Source organism: Nitrospira sp. ND1 (assembly GCF_900170025.1).
GTDB lineage: Bacteria > Nitrospirota > Nitrospiria > Nitrospirales > Nitrospiraceae > Nitrospira_A.
Window position 1 is genome coordinate 26,994 of sequence record NZ_FWEX01000003.1, and the last position, 18,979, is coordinate 45,972.

Sequence of the window (18,979 nt, forward strand, 5' to 3'; positions counted from 1 at the left end):
TGGCTGCATCAATATCCGTCTGTGATAACGATGAAGATCTTTAAGGTTCTTATCGAAGGTAGAAACTGTTGGGCCAACCTTGATGGAACATGCAGAAGACTGGGATTCGTGGCGATTAGAGCAGCCAAAGGTATTGATAGAGATCGGGCCACGGCTGTTGCCGTACAAGAGCTTAAAGAAGAGTTGCGTTCCATCCTCCTCAATAAACCGGAGGATATTCCAGAGTTCACTACTGGTGAAATTTCGGAAATAGATAAAGAAACTGCTCGTGAGATTCCTAGCACGGGGTGCACCTGGTATCCAGATGATTGCCCTTCCCCAAACTGAGAATTTCAAGGCCACCTTAACCTGCGACGAACTCGCAATGAGGTTACGCTATGATCCCGCGTCGCAGGTGACGAACATTCTCCACCAGCTCACCGCCAGCAGCACGCCGATCAACAAAGCCGACTATCTCTACAACGGCGTGGGGAATCGAACGAGCCTGACGGATCGCCGTGGCAGCCAGACCTTTGGCTACGACTCTCTGGACCGGCTCACGAGTGCGAGCCATCCGTTGCCGGGGACGCCGCAGAGCTTCGCCTACGATGCGGTGGGCAATCGCACGACGGCAGGGAATACGACGAATGCCGGGAATCAGCTCACCGCCGATGCGACGCGTAGCTACCAATACGACGACAACGGCAACCTGACGCGCAAGACGCTCCTCGCCACCGGCAACTACACGCAGTACACGTATGATGCCGAGAATCGGCTGACGAAGGTGGAAGACTTTGTGGCGGGCAATTCCACGCCCGCGTTCACGAGCACGTACCGGTATGATGGGCTTGGCCGTCGGATTGAGAAAGTCGCCAACGGCCAGACGAAGCGCTACATCTATGATGGCGAAGATATCCTGCTGGAGTACGATGGCAGCAATGTGCTTCAGGCGAGATATACCCATGGACCTGGGATTGGTGAGCCGATTGCGGTGACGAAGGGAGCCGACACGTTCTTCTATCATCAAGACGGCCTCGGTTCAGTCACGGACTTGACGGATTCAGCAGGCGTCACCACAAAAAGTTATGCCTATGATTCGTACGGAAATGTTTTAGAGAGTCCCGGCACGCCGGACCAGCTCTACAGCTATACGGGACGAGAATTCGATACGGAGAGCGGGTTGTACTACTTGCGTGCGCGTTATTATGACCCGACTACCGGAAGGTTTTTGCAAGAAGATCCAATTGGGTTTGCTGGTGGGGACATCAATGTGTACCGGTATGTGTATAACAATCCAAGCACCTATTTCGATCCTAATGGCTTGGGTCCCACGGGCGCTGCAGGGGGGGCGGCCATAGGGACCGCAGTCGGCGCCGTTGCTGGGGGGGCGTTTCTCGGAGGTGTTGGCGCTGCTGGCGGAACCTTAGCGCTCCCCGGTGGTGGAACAATTGGAGGTGCTGCAGCTGGTTTAAATGCTGGTGCTGCGCTTGGAGCTATAGCGGGTGCAGCGATCGGTGCTGCTATTGGTAGCACTGTCGAGGATTTGCTCCTTCAAATGTCTTCAGTTGGAAATGTGGGGGATACAGAAATTGAAGCAGATTGGGCAAAGGCTCAGAGCGACGCGCGCCTAAGAAACTGTCCAATCTCAGATCGTTGTAGTTGGTTAGAGGATCAGGCTAAGGCTGGAAAGTATTCACCAGAAAGAATTAAGCGTCAGGCGAAGAAGTGGGGGTGCAGAGGATCGCGTTTCTCTAAGGGAGGCAGGCCGAGGTAACCCGATGATAGATGACAAGGACGCCTCGGACTCAACGCTTAGATTAATCCTGTGGAAGGCGCTGATAAAATACAGCACCAAAAAGCTGTGCGCGCTGCTCTGCGATGAGGACGCTATTGTTAGAACCTCAGCAGCGAAGCAACTGCACCTTCGTGGAACTCAAGCAGTTTATGAGAAGGGAGCAGAATTATGTCAATGCCAGGAGGGTTATCTTCGAGAGATAGGCGTCTTTTTATTGGGGCAACTGGGCACTCCGAGGCGGCCGTTTCGCAAAAATTCGATTCCAATTGCGATTTACTTGTTAGCAAATGATGCTTCCCATGAAGTTAGAGCCGCCGCCGCTGCCGCCTTGGGACATCTTGGAGCATCAGAAGCAAGTAACGAATTGATAAAAGGTGCCGGAGACTCTAGCTCGGAGGTGAGAACCTGCGTTGCGTTCGCTCTGGGTGCCATGACACCTTCTCAAGAGGTCAAAGCAGCGTTGCATAAATTGACTAACGACAAGGATCAAGAAGTCAGAGACTGGGCGAAATTGAGCATGGAAATACTGCATGATAAGCCGACGAAGAAGCGACGGCGCCCCAAACCGCAGAGTTCGTCACGGGAATGAGAAGAACCGTCATGGAAGAGCGAATGGGTTCATTGCTTAACCGTGTACCACGCTCGACGGTGGGCTGGCGTGAAAGCAGGGCGCACCGTCTTCACGTTTGTAAACATCTCCGTTGCTGCTAGAATCCCATCCCATGCCTGCTAGTCTCTCTTCTTCGCCACGACGACGTGCAGATCAGGACCTGACCTTAACCTATGGCGGACTTGCCGAGGGCTTCAGGTATGATCCGGCTTCACAGGTCACCACCATCCTCCATCAGCTCACCGCGACGAATAGCCAAATCAACGAGGCGGATTATCTGTACAACGGGGTGGGGAATCGCACTCAACTGACGGACAGGAGAGGCGCCCAAACGTTTGGCTACGACACGCTGGATCGATTGACCTCCGCCAGCCATCCGCTGTTAGGAACGCCGCAAGCGTTCGCCTACGATGCGGTGGGCAATCGCACCACCGGCGGCAGCGTCGTCAACGCGGGCAACCAACTCACCGCCGAGGCGACGCATGCGTATCAGTACGACGACAACGGGAATCACACGCGGAAGACGTTGCTCGCCACCCGGAGGAAAAATGGGGTCAGGCATGAGTATGGACTTACGGCAACGGCAATCTGCTCACGGTGAAGGACGCCAAGAATCAGACCACCACCTTTGCCTACGACAGCCGGAACCGGCTCCTCAGCACCACCGATCCCCTTGGCAAGATCGAGCGGTACACCTATGACGGCAATGATAACTTGCTCACGCGAATCACGCCCAAGAACGAGACCATCAGCTTCGCCTACGATGCCGTGAACCAATTGCTCAGTAAGACCCTGCCGGGCAGCCAGGTGACGAGCTACCTCTATGATCTCGCCGGCAACTTGACCACCGTGATGGATCCGGATAGCGTGCTGACCATGACCTACGACCAGGCCAAGCGGTTGCTCAACGTCACCACCGCCGGTTCGCCCCATCAACCGACGGTCTCCCTCGGCTATGCCTATGATGCGAACGGCAATCGGCTGACCCTGGCCGACGGGATCAAGACAACCAGCTATCACTATGACGGGCTGAATCGCTTGACCGGATTGGGCGATGGCGTAACCCTGCCGCCGCCGACGGCGAGCTTGGTAGCCTGGTGGACAGGCGACGGCACGGCGGCCGATGCCCAAGGGACCAACTCCGGGATCTTGCGCAACGGGGTGGCGTTCGCGGCAGGCTTGGCGGGCCAAGCCTTTCAGTTCGACGGGGTGGACGACGAGATCGGCTTCACCAGCACGGTGGGTCGATTCGGGTTTCAGGCCACGGTGGATCTGTGGATCAAGACCACTTCGACGCGTCGTGAGACCATCATGAGCGACCGGCTCACCTGCACGGTCACGTCTCCGGCCAACGCGGCCTCCTGGGAGCTGCAGCTGCAACCGAACGGCACGGCCAGCGTTGCCGTGGCCGGACCCGACGCGGGGGCGGGGACGACGTTCGTGAGCGGCGGCGTGGCGACGACGCAGCGGGTCAACGATGGACAGTGGCATCGGCTCGGGGTGGTCCGCAATGGCACCGAACTCCGGCTCTATCGCGACGGCCAGCTGGAAGGCTTTTGGAACTTTCTCAACGGGCCGCCGCTCTTGACGAGCCTGCCGGCGGGCGGCCTGCGCATCGGCAGCGGGGGCTGTGGGACCAGTCCGTTCACTGGTCAGCTCGATGAGATCACGATGGCGGATCGGGCCTGGACGGTGGCCGAGCTCCAAGCGCCCCGGACGCAAGAGCAGCCGGTGGCAAGTTATGTCTATGATGCGCTCTCGCGCCGGATCGCCACGACCCTGTCGAATGGGACGCAGACGACCTACAGCTATGATCCCGCTTCGCAGGTCACGAATATCCTCCACCAACTCACAGCCACGAGTGCGCAGATTAACAAGGCGGACTACCTCTACAATGGGGTGGGGAATCGCACGAGTCTGACGGACCGGAGGGGAAGTCAGACGTTCGGCTACGACAACCTGGATCGGCTGACGAGTGCCTCGCATCCGTTACTGGGCACGCCGCAGAACTTCGCCTATGATCCGGTCGGCAATAGAACAACCGGTGGGACGGTGGTGAACGCCGGCAATCAGCTCACGGCAGATACGAACCATACCTATCAATATGACGACAACGGGAATCTCACGAGAAAGACCTTGCTCGCCACAGGGAACTATACTCAGTACACGTATGATGTGGAAAATCGGCTGACGCAGGTTCAAGAATTCGCCGCCGGCAATCCCACGGCTGTCACGACGTCAACGTACCGGTACGATGGCTTGGGCCGTCGGATTGAGAAGGTCGCCAACGGCCAGACGAAGCGGTACGTGTATGACGGCGAGGACATCTTGCTGGAGTACGACGGCGCGAACACCCTCCAAGCCAAATACACCCACGGGCCTGGGATTGATGCGCCGATCGCGGTGACGAAGGGAGCCGACACGTTCTTCTATCACCAAGATGGGCTGGGTTCCGTGACAGATCTCTCCGATGCTGCTGGTGCAACTGCGAAGTCGTATTCATATGACTCCTACGGGAACATTCTCGAATCGCCGGGCACGCTGGAGCAGCCCTATACGTTCACAGGAAGGGAGTTCGATGCAGAAAGCGGGCTCTCTTACTACAGAGCGAGATATTATGACCCGGCCAGTGGACGCTTCTTACAACAAGATCCTGGGTCGGCTGGAATAAACTCTGCTCGACTTCCGCGCCATCCGCTTGATCTGGTTTCGCAATATGTCTACGCGGCCGACAATCCGATTCAGCTGATTGATTCGTTCGGTAATGAACCACAAGAACCAGGTGGGGTGGGTGTCGAAGCGTGCAAATACTACGATGATGTAGCAAGAGTGAATAGGTGCAAGTATCATCCTTATGCGCGTGAGTATTGTGAGAATCCTAAGCAAAACCCGTGCATACGGTCTTTGGCCTCAGCAGGAACAATCAGCGTTATTCGTCAAGAGCTCATCATTGAAGATCAAAAAGCGCGCATCGATCGCTCAACGGAGGCATGTGACAGGCCGGGCTGTGCAACAGCTGAGGCCGTTACTGCGTATCACAAGAAAGTGTTTGCCGCGCATGGTATCCCTGAGTGGTGCTTCCCGTCTTGGTGGTTGTCAGCAAGAGGGACGGGAGATCGGTGAGAAAGCCGACAACGACTCATCTCGTGGCATGGGTGTGGCTACTCCTTGCTGTCGCCTTCGCAGCACAGGCAGGGCGTTATACATACCTGACATTTTATCAGGGAGGTCCCGATGAACTCTTGCGCAGCAAGATTATAGGTTTGGCAGACGGAATTCCTCTTGCGCTGCTCTGCCTCAGCAATTTCTTTTTGCAGAGAAAGACGGCACTTGAAAGTCTAGTTATACAGATTCTCATGACTGTAACGGTTGGTCTCGGACTGTGCTTTTTGGGGGTAGGCCTCTTTGACATTTTTGATTCGTGGCCAGATCCTGAAAAATCATTCCAGCCTGGCTCTCTTCTACTGATAACACTCGGTTTTGTCGGCTACCCGCTCGGGGTTGTGCTAGTTGCCCATCGCTACTGGAGACGTAGCGCCACAATGACGCTTCCTGGAGTGACGCTTCTGCCATTTTCGATCTGCATCGGTCTCCATATCTTGGAATTTCTTGTGTGGTGGTTTTGGCCATTCGGGTCGGCTTCTCTATATGGATCAGCCTCACTCGCTCTCTTTTTTGCTGCGACAAATTTCTCGCTCCTAACAAGTCCTACTGACCTACGACCATGAGATCCAAAGTGGGCTTATCATACGATCCCGCTTCGCAGGTCACCAGCATCCTGCATCAATTGACCGCGAATTCGACTCAAATCAACAAGGCCGACTATCTCTACAACGGGGTGGGGAATCGCACGAGTCTGACGGACCGGAGGGGAAGTCAGACGTTCGGCTACGACAACCTCGATCGCTTGACGAGCGCCTCCCATCCCATGTTAGCGACGCCGCAGAGCTTTGCATACGATCCGGTGGGCAATCGCACGACGAACAACAGCACCGTCAACGCCGGGAACCAGCTCACGGCGGACGCCACGCATAACTATGCGTATGATGACAATGGCAACCTCACGCGGAAGACCCTGCTGGCCACCGGCAATTACACACAATACACGTACGACGCCGAAAACAAATTGACCAAGGTCGAGGAGTTTGCGGCGGGGAATCCCACGGCGATCACGACGAGCAGCTATCGCTATGACGGCTTGGGTCGTCGAATTGAAAAGGTCGCCAATGGCCAGACCAAACGGTATGTCTACGACGGGGAGGATATTCTCTTCGAATATGACGGCAGCAATCTGCTCGAAGCGCGATATACGCACGGGCCTGGGATTGACGAACCGATTGCCGTCACCAAAGGCAGCTCCACGTACTTCTATCATCAAGATGGTCTCGGGAGCGTCACCGATCTGACCGACAGTGCTGGCGCGACGGCTAAAAGCTATGCCTACGATGCGTACGGAAATGTCCTCGAATCGCCGGGCACGATTGACCAGCCGTATACGTATACGGGGCGAGAGCTCGATCAAGAGACGGGGCTGTATTACTATCGGGCGAGATACTACGATTCGACGACGGGGAGGTTTTTGCAGAAGGATCCAGTGGGATTGAAAGCTGGCCCCAATGGGTATTGGTATGCCAATGCGAATCCAGTGTTCTTTGTAGACCCATTTGGGCTGATGAGCAGGGCTCAATGTGATGAGCTTCGGGCTCGAATTTTTCGGAAGGTTGGAGATCTCATCGATGACTTAATCAGGTATGACCCAGTCGCGGATGGGATTGGCGGTCATCCAACCCGCGGCGGTAAGAAAACGTCACCAGGTGGTCATCACAACGAGATCCAGCAGAGACAAAGAGGGATCGGTAAAGACCTTGCGAAGTACGCAAAGGAATGCACCAAACGTTGCAATGATGGGCCTCCGCCTCCGCCTCTTCCGGAGTGGGTTGAAGAGGTTGCCACCAGACCCATTCCCGATGTGGTGTATCCGGTCCCACAGGGCCCGATGCTCATGGGGCCGGTTGATTCCGTACCATTTCCTGAGCTGCCTGAGTTCATGGTGCGACCAACGTTCCCGCGGCCTCTAATAATACCTTGATGCGCGAGGGAGCTGAAGGATGAGCGTTGATAACGAGAAGGAGTCTGTAAGAAGCTTGCTACGACGTGCTTTTTTGTCTTGGCGTGGTGATTCGAACTCTCCGGCACTTGATCATGACGGATGCCTTGAAATGAGGGCAAAGCTTTTTACAGTTAGGCCCGAAGATATTGAGTACTTTCTTCCGCAAGTCTTAGAAGATCTGTTGGACACTCATACAAACAATGCGGGCGATTCGCAAGATGCTGAGACTGTCGTAGATTTTCTTGATGTTCCTACTCTAGAACTTGATGCAGAATTTATTCGAGAGAAATGGGGCAGAGAGACCCTCGCCAAATTTCGAAGTGATGCGAAGAATCTTCGCTCTGCAAAGCAGGCTGCGCTTGCCGGTGTGACTCGTGATCAAGCTCAGGCCATCTGCCAATGGCTCAAGTATGCTCGAACTTGGGGCGATCTGGAGTGGAACATGGACTCGGTCGAGTCCGCTCTGTCCTATTGGTCAAAACGCGTTGCGTCACATTTGTCCGTGTGAATCCACGGCTCAGCACCACCTTTGCCTACGATGGCCGCAACCGGCTGCTGAGCACCACCGATCCCCTCGGCAAGATCGAAACCTATACCTATGACGGCAACGACAATCTGCTCACGAGAATCACGCCCAAGAACGAGACCATCAGCTTCGCCTACGATGCCGTGAACCAATTGCTCAGTAAGACCCTGCCGGGCAGCCAGGTCACGAGCTACCTCTATGACCAAGTCGGCAACTTGACCACTGTGACGGATCCGGATAGCGTGCTGGCCATGACGTATGACCAGGCCAATCGTCTGACCACGGTCAAGACCGACGGCTCCCCGAATCAACCCGCCGTCACCCTGGCCTACAGCTATGACCCCACCGGAAACCGGCTGAGTTTGACCGATCCGGTCCAGGTGGCGCAGTACCACTACGATGCCTTGAATCGTCTGCAGTCCTTGACACAACCCAGCACGCCCGCGACCCAGTTGCCGAATCTGCTGGCCGCTTGGCCTGGTGACGGCAGCGCGGCCGATCCGGTTGGTGGGCAGAGCGGGACGCTGCAACTCGGCACGACCTTCAGGCCGGGGGTGCGACAACAGGCCTTTGCCTTCGATGGCGTGGATGACTATGTGAACATTCCGGATTCGCCCGTCCTCGATAACCTCAGCACCACTGCCACGCTGGAGGCCTGGATCAAGCCGGAGGTCCCCGTGGGAGCCGAAGCCTGGCTCTTCGCAAGACGAGATCCGTTTGTCAGCGAAGGGTTCTCGGTGGCGCTTTTGCAGGATGGCAAAATCCAACTGACCGTGCGGACGACCACCAGTCCCACCGGCTCGGTGTCCCGTCCGCCTGTCCGCCGTCTGGTTTTGTACCACGTGGTGCGGATTTTCCTTGTCAACGAGTCTCGTGCCCGTGCGTGAACGAGATTATTCTCTCGTTTGCTGACAGATTGTTCGTGGCTTCGACATGCTTGGCGGCTCGAGGCGCCTCTGCCGACAGACAGCAGGCACACTCCACCGGACACTCTCAGTTCACTCCATTGTGTTCTGCTCTGTTCTCGTCGCCTAGCTCGAACGTGCTTTCAACACATCGATTCCCGCCCAGACTTCAGCTGGCGTTCGGCCCTGCAGATGGTCGTGCGGGCGGTCGTGGTTGTACCACAGCCGTATGCTGGTGAGTTTCGCCTCGAAGTCCTTGTCGCTTGTCAGCGGTTCTTCCTTCAGCCCTCGCTTGACCGTCCCAATAAACCGTTCGACCGCGGCCGTTCTGCCACGGGCAGCCGGGTTCCGTTCGCTGATGACGGATACCCAGCAGGCGTAGTCCCCCTGTGAACCACCCTGATGTGAACACCGCCTCGTTGTCCGTGCGGAGGTATTGAGGCCTCCCGTACTGCTTCACAGCCTGACTCAGTTCCTGCAGCAGCCTCCACGATGACTTCTCCGAGAGCCGCTGCAATCGTAGGCAGGCGCGGGTGGCATGGTCCACGATGGCCAATCCAAGATGCATGGTACCCTGCTGATCTGCCCTCGTCAGCAAATCGCAGGCCCAGACACGATTGCGCGGCATCGGTTGCGGGACACGATGTTTGAGCTTCCGGCGTGCTTCGAGGACGAGGTACTGGTGCTTCCGCAGCGTCATCGCCACATAGCTTTTACCTACCGTTACCTGTCTTCTGCTTGCCCAGCGGCGATTGAAGTGATGGGCTACGGTGCGGCAGCCGGCGTGGGGCATGAGGGCTTTGAATCGGATCACTTCATTGCGCACCCATGTCGGCTTCGGTGGCGAAAAAACCTGGCCTTTCGCCTTGGGTTGGACTCGGGCTCGCTGGTGGGATCGTGCGGGAGACCATACCCACCATAGTAGCCAGCGGAATCTGTGAAGGCAGCGGTACAGCATTCGAATCAGCCAGTGTCGCATGGGGGGCCTCCTCAAGCGTGAACGTGCGCCCGTGTTATCGAGGACTGAGGAGGGGCGGGGCACATCGTGTTTGGCGATGGTGAAACTTCCGTGTTCGTGTGCGATCCGGTGCTGTGGTTTCTTGGAGCGTCGTGCGATGCCCCGGCTACACAGTGGCCGAAAGATCATCGTCTCTGCTGGTATCCTGTCTTATCTGCTTTATGGTGCTATCTGTAGGGCCAACTGGCCCTGGTGGTAGTTTTTTGGCCCTAGCACAATTTTTGGGGGAAAATGGCCATATTTTTGTTATCGGGCGCAGAGGCATTCGACTCAGTGTCATGGCCGTTCGCCCTAGTGCGGTCTCGTAGTCCGTTCTCATAGACCTGCGATTCTCTGCATCCAGAGCGGTGTTTGCCGACATTGACGATCCGCGTGCAGGGCTGTCAACGTTTTTGCATATCCCTCGTTTCATTTCCATCTCTCCTCACACGCATCCTGTCCTGATACACAAGTTTTGTCCCTTACTGTCCCCTCCTGTCCCCTAGTGTCCCCGAACAGGCTCTTTCACCACTCACGCGCCGTTGCGTATGGTTCGGCCATACCTCGTGCGTCGTAACGAAAAGGAGATGTGATGGAGCACACCTGGTTGACCGTCGATGAGTTGGCCGCGGTCCTCAAAGTGAATCCCAAGTCGATTCGCCGAGCTTACCGCAAGGGTGAGATTCCCGTGGATCGATTCTGTCGTTTTGTGCGGTTCAACCTGGAGCGTGTGAAAGAAGCCCTCCAGGCGAAGGGGCATCATTCGTCCTTGCTTCTGCCTCAGAAGAAGGAGGGACAGCGCAGCGCGACCGGCGGCGCCAGCCGGCGGCGCGCGCAGCGGACCAGCCCCCGACTTGGTAAGACGGGGGCGTCTATCGCACAGAAGCCAAGGGGGAAGAAATGACGGGTTCCGGAGGGTTCACCCAAACCATCGATTGGCTCGCCTTTACGTTGCCAAAAGCTGAAGTTGCGGACGTGATTACGCTGATTGGTGGGGATTGGTTCCAGAGTGAGACGGGCTTTCGCGGCTATCCCGTGGCGCAGCTTATGACGGAAGGCAAAACGGGCGTCGGGAAACTGGGGACTGGTGCTCCTCGCAACCCAAAGGAAGTGCATGTGGATCTGTCAGCGGGGATTGTCTCCCAGTGGGACGAGACCAAACTGAAAGCGGTTCTCGCGTGGATCTTTGCCCAGAAAGGTCATGTCACTCGCATCGATGTGGCGCTGGACGACCGGGAGGCGTCTGTCGCAGTGGAGACCGTCCGGCTGGCCGTGGAGGCCGGACAAGTGGTCAGCCGGTCCAAGCAGTTCAAAGTCATTCAAGCCTCGAATCATCGTGAGGGCGTTCGGACCGGAGAGACGCTCTACTTTGGGAGTCGAGAAAGCCAGACCATGCTGCGGGTCTATGACAAGCGGCTCGAACTTCAGGCCAGAGGCCGAGAAGACGCGGGATTGTACGGCGTCCGCTGGGAAATGGAATTCAAACAGGATCGGGCGCAAGCCTGCGCCAAAGCGCTGCTTACCCTCGATGCCGAAGATTGGCGGGCCTTTTTGGTCGGAGTGCTGCGTTCCTATGTCGATTTCCGAGAGACGACGCGAGAGGCCGAATCGTACGAGAAGTATCGCGCGCCGCTCTTGGCTTGGTGGGAAGGCTTAACCGAAGGCTTCAGGCGCTGTCGGCTCGTGGTCGAACGCATTCAACAGCGGCTGGATGATGTCGTCGCGTGGTTCGCCAACGCTCTCAGCCCCATGCTCGCCGTGGTCGTGGCCTGTCGCGGTGATCAGTTTCTGACGGAGATGATTTATGCGGGCACGAAACGATGGAACCAGAAGCACTATGCCCTGTTGAAGCAACGCAAGAAGGTGGTGACGCCCTATGTGCTTCATCTCAAACCTCGGACATAACGTGGTGTACGTCCGTGCCTGTCCAGATCCGGATTGTAAGGCCGCCGGAGCCTGGGGTGAGTTTCGGAAGGGAAAGTTGTTTGTGATTTGCACAACCTGTCGTTTCCAATTTCAGTTGCTGCCGAAAGTCCGGCTTGCGGGCCGGGGCGTGTGGGTCAGGCGCAGAGCTGATCCGAGTGTCTTTTCTCAACAAGGAGGGTTGACCAATGCAAGTCAAAGCGGAGGGAGCCGTGCAGGGGTATGTGGAGCGGAGGAGCCGGGAGGGCAAGGTGTTTCGGTCGGTGGATCTCTATGTGAAGGGCAAAGATCCGGGGGTGCTGCGATTGGGGATTCCGGAGGATCAGATGCCGTTGATTGACGCCTGCAAGCAGGCCGAAGGGAAACAGGCTCGCGCGTCGATCGAAGTGCGGAAGTTCGAGCAGACCGGACGCACGTTTTTCGATCTCACTGGCTTGGACGTGCAGAAGTAACGGCAGAGGGAGGAAGGCCGGTGGATCTGACGATTATTCTCGTGGCGGTCCTGTTACTGGCCTTCCTCACCGGCTTGGGAGTCGGACGATTGTGAAACTGCTGTCTTTAACCAGTTATCTGACGTTCATCTGGAGACTCTTGTTCTCCATCTGCCTGACGCCAGGCGAATCCTTAGGGCAAACAGCGACGCAGTATTCGCGAGTGGTCGCCCAGGCCGAACGCATTGCCTATCTGGCGGCGCAACGATCGGCGCTGGCCTCCCAAGTCGCCGCAGCGGCCTTGGCCCCCTCGGCCACCTCCTTGGCCGTTCGCATGGTGGCGGGCCCTGTTGGTTGGGCGGCCCTCGGAGTCAGTGCAGGCCTGGTGTTGGCGCAAATGTACTATTCGCAGCCGGATCTGGTCGCCATCAAACAGACGGCGTCTCCCCCGACAGGCAACTGGACCTATTCGTATAACGGGCAGACCTATACCATTCCGAATCACAACATCGCGGGCAGTCCGACACCCGCAGCGATCTGTCCTGGCGGGCTCATGTTCGGCTATTTGGGCAGTCCGACGCCAGGCATGACCTCCGCCGGGCCCACGAACTGGTGGTGTCCGCCCTCTCCTGCACAACAAACCACCGGCACGCCCACATCAACCGACATTCAGCAATATCTTTTGGGGCAATCGCCCACCGACCCGAATGCCATCGAACAACATACGATCCCGGTTGGCACCACTGGCACGACGCAGCCAGCGGACAATACCGTTTCGCAGCCCGTCAGTCCGACTGAAATGCCGACGACCGTCAAGCCCAAGCCGATCCCTGCCGGGGATATCGTGGTGGCCGATAACGTGCCGCCTCCGGCTAGCACGCCGCAGCAGAATACTCAGCAACAGACCACCACCACGACGACGACAACCACGCAGAACCCGGATGGCTCGACAACCGAGCAAGAAGAGACCCAAGCCACCACGTCCTGTACAGTCGGCGCGCATGAGAGCCGGACCTTTGGGACGGTCCTCCAGGAACATCAGACCCGCTGGGGCGCGAGTAGCCTGCTTGGCACGCTGAACCTGCTCAAGTCGCTGACCTGGCCCTCGACCTTACCGGTAATTGCGTTGCCTTCAGTCTTCTTTGGGAGCCAGCAAGTCGATTTCAACCAATGGGCCTGGTTCTTCACCGTGCTACGGACCTTGGTGATCGCCACAGCCTCGATTGCCGCCTATCGCATCATCTTCGTGGGTGGAGGCCAGACCACATGACCGCCATTCTGACGCTCATCTATTGCTGGCTGCAGGAGTTCTTCTTTTCGCTTACCGATTGGGGGCTAAACATCTGGGACTCTCTGCTCTCCGTGGCGGACAGCACGCTCGCCACCATCGGCACGGCAGGGCTCACCCTGCCAGTGATTCCAGATCAATATGCGTGGGTGCTGGGCGCGACGGGCATGAGCCAGGCGCTGGCCATTGTGGCGAGCGCCATGGGGACTCGATTCATTCTCCAAACCATTCCTTTTGTCCGGTGGGGATCATGAATCAACTGGTGATGGGGTGGGCCTATGCGTGGACGGTGATTTTAGCGCTCTGGATTTGGGTCTATCTGAGGAGCCTTCGATGATCGAGCTGTATGAAGGGGTACCAGGCTCAGGCAAGTCGTACCATGCGATCTGCGAGAAGTTTTTGCCCTGGGTGAAACAGGGCCGACGGCTCTATATCGCGGTCGATGGCATCTATCTGGACCGACTTTCATTGTTCACGGGCATCGACCTTGAAACGCTCGAACAGCAGATCACGATCTGGAAAGACTCCGTCGAAGTTCTCCAGGCCTTTCCCCATGTCGAGCCTGGTTCAGCGGTGATTATCGACGAAGCCCAGACCGTCTTTCGGTCGATGCAGAAGGTCGAACCAGGCCTGCTCCGTTGGCTCGAAACCCATCGGCATTACGGCGTGGATATTCTGCTCATGAGCCAGGATTTTCGTCAGATGTCACAGGGCGTCACCCGATTGATTGAAGCGACCGTGAAGTTTCGAAAACTCGCCTTTGTTGGCCTGTCGAAGAAGTATCAGGGCAAAGTGCGTGGGAACCCGGAAGATAACGAAGTGATTCGCGCCTTCGTGGGGACCTATTCGCCAGCCATCTACGCCTACTATTCGAGTTATGCGTCGGCGGCGATCCGGGAGGGGAAGCGCAGTCATACGGTCTTCAAGTCGGCACGGGTCGCCATCGGCATTGCGGCGGGCCTGTTTGCCATTGGCCTTATATTCTGGCGGCCTTGGTCGTCGTTGAGCAGCACGAAAGGAACTCCCACAAGTGCAGTGAGTGGCACTTCGAGCTTGCCTCCGCTTCCATCTGCATCGGCGCCGGGCAGTCTGCTGAATCCGTTCGGTGCGTCTGTCCCATCGACAGCGAGCCCGCAATTTCCCAAGCGAACGGTGCGCATCCTCGGCGGGGCCGGTTCCTCGGCGAATCGTCAAGGTTGGCGCTATCTCTTGGACAGCGGCGAGATCCTGACAGCGGCACAAATTACCGGACGGTATGGCCTGCTGGTCTCGGAAGTTTATGAGGATGGATCGATGCGGCTCATTGGCGAAGGAGTCTTCTATGGACCTGCCGGCGATTGAGGCCATGACCTATTTCACGGCCATCTTCTGGCTCGGCGGGTTTGCCGTGGGGCTGATTATCAAACTGATCCTGCCTCAGACTCACTGAGGCGCTCGTCCGCCGGCGAGTCATCCGGTGGCGTGGGTGGACGGAACCACCAATAGCACAAGGAGGTGCCGTATGAAGGGATGGGGTTGGGTGAAAGGGCTTGGGGGGTTGCTCATGGCGTTCGTGTTCGCCTTGGGTGTGCCGGCGCTGTCGCAGGCGCAATTGTTTCCAGTCTCGGCAGATGTGGCCACGGTACGGGCCGATCTGCTCTTGTGGGCCACGGCCTTGATTGGCGTGGCCTTGGCGATCTACGCCTTTAAGCGCGTGCGCGCGATTGTGGGCTGAGTGAGCCCATCGAGGCAGGCTGACAGCAGCCTGCCTCCTTTTCATCCAAAGAATAGAACACGTGATGGATATGATGAAGGAGAGGGAGCATGACGGCGCAACAAATTCAAACCATTGGCAATGCACTGGCTGCCGACCTGGTCGCCTGGGGCAAGGCGGCGATTGGGCTCGCCCTCGTAGCCGCTGGCGCAGCCTGGGTGTTGCGGCTTCTGCGCTAAGCGCCAGGCCAGCCCTGATCGGCGAAGCTGTAGTAGCGTTCTTCGGCGAGGATGAGATGGTCCAGCAGCGGAATGCCGAACAGATCAGCCGCCTCGCGCAGCCGTTTGGTCAGGGCGCGGTCTTCGAGGCTCGGCGTGATGTCATTGGAGGGGTGATTGTGGGCGCAGATCCAGGCACCGGCATTCATCAGGATCAGGGGCTTGAAGACCTCGCGAGGATGGACGATGGTCAGATTGAGCGAGCCGGTGGAGACGACATTGATCCCGATCAGACCATGTTTCGCATCGAGACCACAGATGAGGAACTGTTCCCGGTCCAACCCGGAAAACAACGGCCGGAGGATCGCCGCAGCGCCTTCCGACGTATGCACCGATTCCGCAGCCGGAATGGCACGGCCCTCACGGACCAGCGTGACACGATACCGGGGGATGCCGTATTTCCGAACCGGTTTCAGTGGCCGTCCACCGTTCGAGGAACCGAGAGAGCTATCAACGGACATGTCCGCCTCCTTCTGAAATTATGTTCTAGCCCCACCCTTCACCAACCAAGGGTGGGGCGTAACGAAGGAGGCGGCACGGGGCTCTCGCAGCGGGCAGGCCTGGACGAACGGAGACCGAGAAGGCCTGTCCCCTGCTCCCCAGCCACGAGACGCACCCACTGAGGGGCCGGATTCTTTGAGCCATTCCTCTGGTGACATGGAGTACATAACTTGTTCAAATTTGTTCTGAATTCAGTTGGGGAGAATCATGAGCAAGCTTTTGACAATGGATGAGGCATCGGAGTATCTAGGCATATCCAAATTGACACTCTACGGCTGGGTGTCTGCTAGAAAGCTGGGGTTCGTAAAAGTTGGTCGCCTTGTGAAGTTTAAACAGGAACATTTGGATAAGTGGATTGAGCAACACACGGTAAAGGCGCGAGTTCAAATGCAGAAGTTTGCAGTAAGTGGCTCTAAGCAAAACGGGGAACGATTCGCTTCCGGACAGGTACTTGTAGAACCGGAGTAGAGAGCGTGGGACTGACCAAACGATCTGACAGCTACTATGTTGAGTTCCGCGTCATTGACAGTGATGACGGAAAGTCCTTGATGTTAGCGAGTGGCGTGCCGGGGGCGAGAAAAAAACGCTGGAAGGTCGGATGTCTCAACAAGACCATCGCCAAGGAGATGGAAGCTGCAATCAAGACCCGTATTCTGCTTGGACAGGAGACCACAGAGCGCGCGAAGCCAGTGCTTTTCAAAGAATGGGCGCAGACCTACCTTGCTCTTGAGGAAGTGAAATCTCTCCGTTCTTTCGTCGGACGTTCTCACAGCGTCGAGACGCACCTCATCCCTTACTTTGGGGGAAAGTTACTCGCTGAAATTAAGCCGCAAGATATCGAAGCGTTCAGAGCGCAACGAAAGAAAGCCAACGGCAAATCGGCCAGTGTTCAAACCATCAACCATGATCACATAGCCCTCAAGCATTGTCTGAACGTCGCCATTCGCCGAGGTCTGCTCCAAAGCAACCCCGCTTCCAAAGTTCCTCTGCCGAACCCTCACAACGAACGGGATCGAGTGTTGACCGATGAAGAGTGGGGGAGGTTGTACCGAGGCGCGAAGAGCCATCTCAAACCGGTTCTGCTAACTGCGTATCAACTTGGACAGCGTTTCAGTGAAATCGTCGGCCTCACGTGGGACCGTGTCGATGTGAAACGCGGATTCATCACCCTCCGTTCCCTGGACACAAAGACTAAGACCGCTCGGCAGGTTCCCATGACTCCGGATGTCAAGATGACCTTACAGCGACTGGCTCGAACGCGCAGTCTTGTCACAAGGCATGTCTTCACGTATAAAGGCCGACCTCTTCAACGCGTCAGCCGTTCTTTCAAGACGGCCCTCGTTGAGGCAGGTATCAAGGATTTTCGGTTTCACGACCTGCGCCATTGTGCTTCAACGAACCTTCGTCGAGCAGGGGTGGATACGGCAACAGCGATGAAAATCGTGGGGCATAAGTCTGAGAAAATGTGGAAACGCTACAACGCGATCGAGGAGCGAGACTTGACTCATGCTGCCCAAAAGGTTCACAGATACCTCCAAGAGAACACGCCCGGAACACTAGGCGAAGGATCTGCCGAATACTCAACTCGTAAGTGATTGAAAATAAAGGTAGCGCCCGTAGCTCAGTCGGATAGAGCATCAGCCTTCTAAGCTGAGGGTCGTTGGTTCGATTCCAACCGGGCGCACCACAAAATCAACAGGTTGTGAAGCAGCTCCTCCAAGGTTACCTAGACCACTCCCGGTTTTACTCCCGGTTCGCGCTTCGACCTGACTTTCTAGACGCGAAGCAAACAAGCTGCCCTTGGCCACGGTCTCCTGCATGAAGCCGGGCGTCAGATGGCTGTACCTCGCCGTCGTTTTGATATCGCGGTGTCCTAAAAGCTGCTGCACGCCGTAGAGACTCGCGCCGGATAATACCCGTCGGGTGGCTGCCGTATGCCTCAGGGAATGCCAGCTTGCGCCGACGATTCCGGCTCGGCGTAGCGCTGGGTCAAAGTGCCATCGGACAAATGAGCGTGCGTCCAGGGGTTTCAGAGGGTCTTTCCCGGGAAATACGAAAGGGGACTTCGTGAATGAATCCCACCCGGAGAGTAGCGCACATACCCCGTCGGTCAATGGCACATAACGGCTTTTCGAACCTTTGGGCATCGGTAAGCTGAGTACTCGATTCTCCATGTCGATCTGCGACCATCGGAGATTAAACTGTTCCGATCGCCGCAACCCTGTTTCAATCGCGAATGCGACCATTTCCCAAACTCGCGGCTCCATCAAGTCGCGGAGTCGAGCAATTTCGTCGTCAGTTAGAAACCGGGTTTTGATGGCCTCTGGAAAGAATTTCACGCCGCTCATAGGGTTGCGGTCAATCTTGCCGTCATTCACCGCCAACGTGAGGACATGCCTTAGATAGGAGAAATATCTATTGATAGTCGGTGGAGCCTTGCGCCTGGTTCCGTTAGCCTTCTTCAAGTCGTAACGTGCCTTCAGTTGTGCCTGAATCCGCCGTAGGTCTTCCGTAGTGATGTCCCGCAGGGTTCGATTCCCCAGCAACAGTGACCAAAAACGGCCATGCCGTCGTGAATTAGCCACGCTTCGATTCGAACAACCCTCAAGATGGCGAGCAATCCATGCTCGTAACGTGACTTGTTTTGTTTTCTTATACTTCTCTGGGAAGTACGTTTCTTCTCGCGCTTCGGCCTTGAGTCGACCATACAGCGCTTTCGCTTGGCTCTTGTTAGTGGCACGGAACCATTTTTCCCGGCCGTTCATGGTGAGCCGTACCCACCACTTCCCTGATCCCGCCGGCTTTTCGACGATGCCTGTCAGCGGTCATCCAATAATCCCCAGGTGTGGTCATTGAATTCTCCCCACCCTCTACCAGAAGGAGGCGGGAGATGGGACTTGACGAGACGAGCGAGACGACGATCATGCGCGTCCAGGTGGACCA

General features: G+C 56.8%; 22 protein-coding genes, 1 tRNA gene and 1 pseudogene. 19 read left to right on the plus strand and 5 right to left on the minus strand.

Going from position 1 to position 18,979, the window contains the following annotated elements; all coding sequences use genetic code 11:
* Positions 1 to 30: 30 nt before the first annotated feature.
* From NSND_RS20790 to NSND_RS00165, 8 genes are all read left to right on the plus strand, one after another.
* Complete coding sequence (locus tag NSND_RS20790; RefSeq protein ID WP_143833329.1) at positions 31 to 327, plus strand: hypothetical protein; 297 nt, start codon at positions 31 to 33, stop codon at positions 325 to 327.
* Positions 305 to 1,753, plus strand: coding sequence for an RHS repeat-associated core domain-containing protein (locus NSND_RS00135; RefSeq protein ID WP_080877041.1), 1,449 nt, complete (start codon positions 305 to 307; stop codon positions 1,751 to 1,753). The genes NSND_RS20790 and NSND_RS00135 overlap by 23 nt, the downstream gene beginning before the upstream one ends.
* Before the next feature lie 4 nt (positions 1,754 to 1,757).
* Entirely contained in the window at positions 1,758 to 2,363 is a 606-nt protein-coding gene (locus NSND_RS00140) for a HEAT repeat domain-containing protein (protein ID WP_080877042.1), read from the plus strand.
* Between the two features lie 133 nt (positions 2,364 to 2,496).
* On the plus strand, positions 2,497 to 2,985 hold the full coding sequence (locus NSND_RS00145) for a hypothetical protein (RefSeq protein WP_080877043.1): 489 nt from the start codon (positions 2,497 to 2,499) through the stop codon (positions 2,983 to 2,985).
* The gene (locus NSND_RS00150) at positions 2,982 to 5,507 is read left to right on the plus strand and encodes an RHS repeat-associated core domain-containing protein (protein WP_080877044.1); all 2,526 of its coding nucleotides are present in this window, start codon (positions 2,982 to 2,984) and stop codon (positions 5,505 to 5,507) included. The genes NSND_RS00145 and NSND_RS00150 overlap by 4 nt, the downstream gene beginning before the upstream one ends.
* A 601-nt stretch (positions 5,508 to 6,108) precedes the next feature.
* Positions 6,109 to 7,473: an RHS repeat domain-containing protein gene (locus tag NSND_RS00160; protein ID WP_080877046.1), complete on the plus strand. Its 1,365-nt coding sequence runs from the start codon at positions 6,109 to 6,111 to the stop codon at positions 7,471 to 7,473.
* A gap of 19 nt (positions 7,474 to 7,492) precedes the next feature.
* Positions 7,493 to 8,002, plus strand: coding sequence for a hypothetical protein (locus NSND_RS20795; RefSeq protein ID WP_143833330.1), 510 nt, complete (start codon positions 7,493 to 7,495; stop codon positions 8,000 to 8,002).
* Complete coding sequence (locus NSND_RS00165) at positions 7,999 to 8,907, plus strand: LamG-like jellyroll fold domain-containing protein (protein WP_159450542.1); 909 nt, start codon at positions 7,999 to 8,001, stop codon at positions 8,905 to 8,907. Before NSND_RS20795 ends, NSND_RS00165 begins: the two co-directional genes overlap by 4 nt.
* A gap of 144 nt (positions 8,908 to 9,051) precedes the next feature.
* Here NSND_RS00165 and NSND_RS21955 read toward each other — a convergent pair whose 3' ends face one another.
* On the minus strand, positions 9,052 to 9,285 hold the full coding sequence (locus tag NSND_RS21955; RefSeq protein WP_369974225.1) for an integrase core domain-containing protein: 234 nt from the start codon (positions 9,283 to 9,285) through the stop codon (positions 9,052 to 9,054).
* Positions 9,272 to 10,072: pseudogene (locus NSND_RS21960) on the minus strand (DDE-type integrase/transposase/recombinase); the annotation flags it as partial. The gene NSND_RS21955 and the pseudogene NSND_RS21960, both read right to left, overlap by 14 nt.
* A gap of 442 nt (positions 10,073 to 10,514) precedes the next feature.
* On the opposite strand from NSND_RS21960, the gene NSND_RS00175 reads away from it, so the two are divergent.
* From NSND_RS00175 to NSND_RS21775, 8 genes are all read left to right on the plus strand, one after another.
* Complete coding sequence (locus tag NSND_RS00175) at positions 10,515 to 10,826, plus strand: helix-turn-helix domain-containing protein (protein WP_080877049.1); 312 nt, start codon at positions 10,515 to 10,517, stop codon at positions 10,824 to 10,826.
* Entirely contained in the window at positions 10,823 to 11,827 is a 1,005-nt protein-coding gene (locus tag NSND_RS00180) for a replication initiation factor domain-containing protein (RefSeq protein WP_080877050.1), read from the plus strand. The genes NSND_RS00175 and NSND_RS00180 overlap by 4 nt, the downstream gene beginning before the upstream one ends.
* Before the next feature lie 206 nt (positions 11,828 to 12,033).
* Complete coding sequence (locus NSND_RS00185; RefSeq protein ID WP_080877051.1) at positions 12,034 to 12,297, plus strand: hypothetical protein; 264 nt, start codon at positions 12,034 to 12,036, stop codon at positions 12,295 to 12,297.
* Between the two features lie 91 nt (positions 12,298 to 12,388).
* Positions 12,389 to 13,546 (plus strand): hypothetical protein, encoded by a 1,158-nt coding sequence (locus NSND_RS00190; RefSeq protein WP_080877052.1) that lies wholly within the window; start codon positions 12,389 to 12,391, stop codon positions 13,544 to 13,546.
* Entirely contained in the window at positions 13,543 to 13,818 is a 276-nt protein-coding gene (locus NSND_RS00195; protein ID WP_080877053.1) for a DUF2523 family protein, read from the plus strand. Before NSND_RS00190 ends, NSND_RS00195 begins: the two co-directional genes overlap by 4 nt.
* A gap of 79 nt (positions 13,819 to 13,897) precedes the next feature.
* Entirely contained in the window at positions 13,898 to 14,905 is a 1,008-nt protein-coding gene (locus NSND_RS00200; protein ID WP_080877054.1) for a zonular occludens toxin domain-containing protein, read from the plus strand.
* A gap of 160 nt (positions 14,906 to 15,065) precedes the next feature.
* The gene (locus NSND_RS00205) at positions 15,066 to 15,278 is read left to right on the plus strand and encodes a hypothetical protein (protein WP_080877055.1); all 213 of its coding nucleotides are present in this window, start codon (positions 15,066 to 15,068) and stop codon (positions 15,276 to 15,278) included.
* An 89-nt stretch (positions 15,279 to 15,367) separates the two neighbouring features.
* Positions 15,368 to 15,496: a hypothetical protein gene (locus NSND_RS21775; protein WP_255373802.1), complete on the plus strand. Its 129-nt coding sequence runs from the start codon at positions 15,368 to 15,370 to the stop codon at positions 15,494 to 15,496.
* Here NSND_RS21775 and NSND_RS00210 read toward each other — a convergent pair.
* Positions 15,493 to 15,996: a JAB domain-containing protein gene (locus tag NSND_RS00210; protein WP_080877056.1), complete on the minus strand. Its 504-nt coding sequence runs from the start codon at positions 15,994 to 15,996 to the stop codon at positions 15,493 to 15,495. The genes NSND_RS21775 and NSND_RS00210 overlap by 4 nt on opposite strands.
* A gap of 247 nt (positions 15,997 to 16,243) precedes the next feature.
* Here NSND_RS00210 and NSND_RS00215 point away from each other — a divergent pair, with 247 nt between their 5' ends.
* The 3 genes from NSND_RS00215 (at position 16,244) to NSND_RS00225 (ending at position 17,723) form a co-directional block, all read left to right on the plus strand.
* A complete protein-coding gene (locus NSND_RS00215; protein ID WP_080877057.1) occupies positions 16,244 to 16,504 on the plus strand; it encodes a helix-turn-helix domain-containing protein in 261 nt (86 codons plus the stop codon).
* A 5-nt stretch (positions 16,505 to 16,509) separates the two neighbouring features.
* Positions 16,510 to 17,631, plus strand: coding sequence for a tyrosine-type recombinase/integrase (locus NSND_RS00220; protein WP_080877058.1), 1,122 nt, complete (start codon positions 16,510 to 16,512; stop codon positions 17,629 to 17,631).
* 15 nt (positions 17,632 to 17,646) lie between these two features.
* A tRNA-Arg gene (locus NSND_RS00225) sits at positions 17,647 to 17,723 on the plus strand.
* Here NSND_RS00225 and NSND_RS21965 read toward each other — a convergent pair.
* Positions 17,674 to 18,801, minus strand: a complete 1,128-nt coding sequence (locus tag NSND_RS21965) for a tyrosine-type recombinase/integrase (protein WP_080877060.1) — start codon at positions 18,799 to 18,801, stop codon at positions 17,674 to 17,676. The genes NSND_RS00225 and NSND_RS21965 overlap by 50 nt on opposite strands.
* Positions 18,767 to 18,979: hypothetical protein (locus tag NSND_RS21555; RefSeq protein WP_235000116.1), on the minus strand; the 213-nt coding region annotated here is incomplete at its 5' end. The genes NSND_RS21555 and NSND_RS21965, both read right to left, overlap by 35 nt.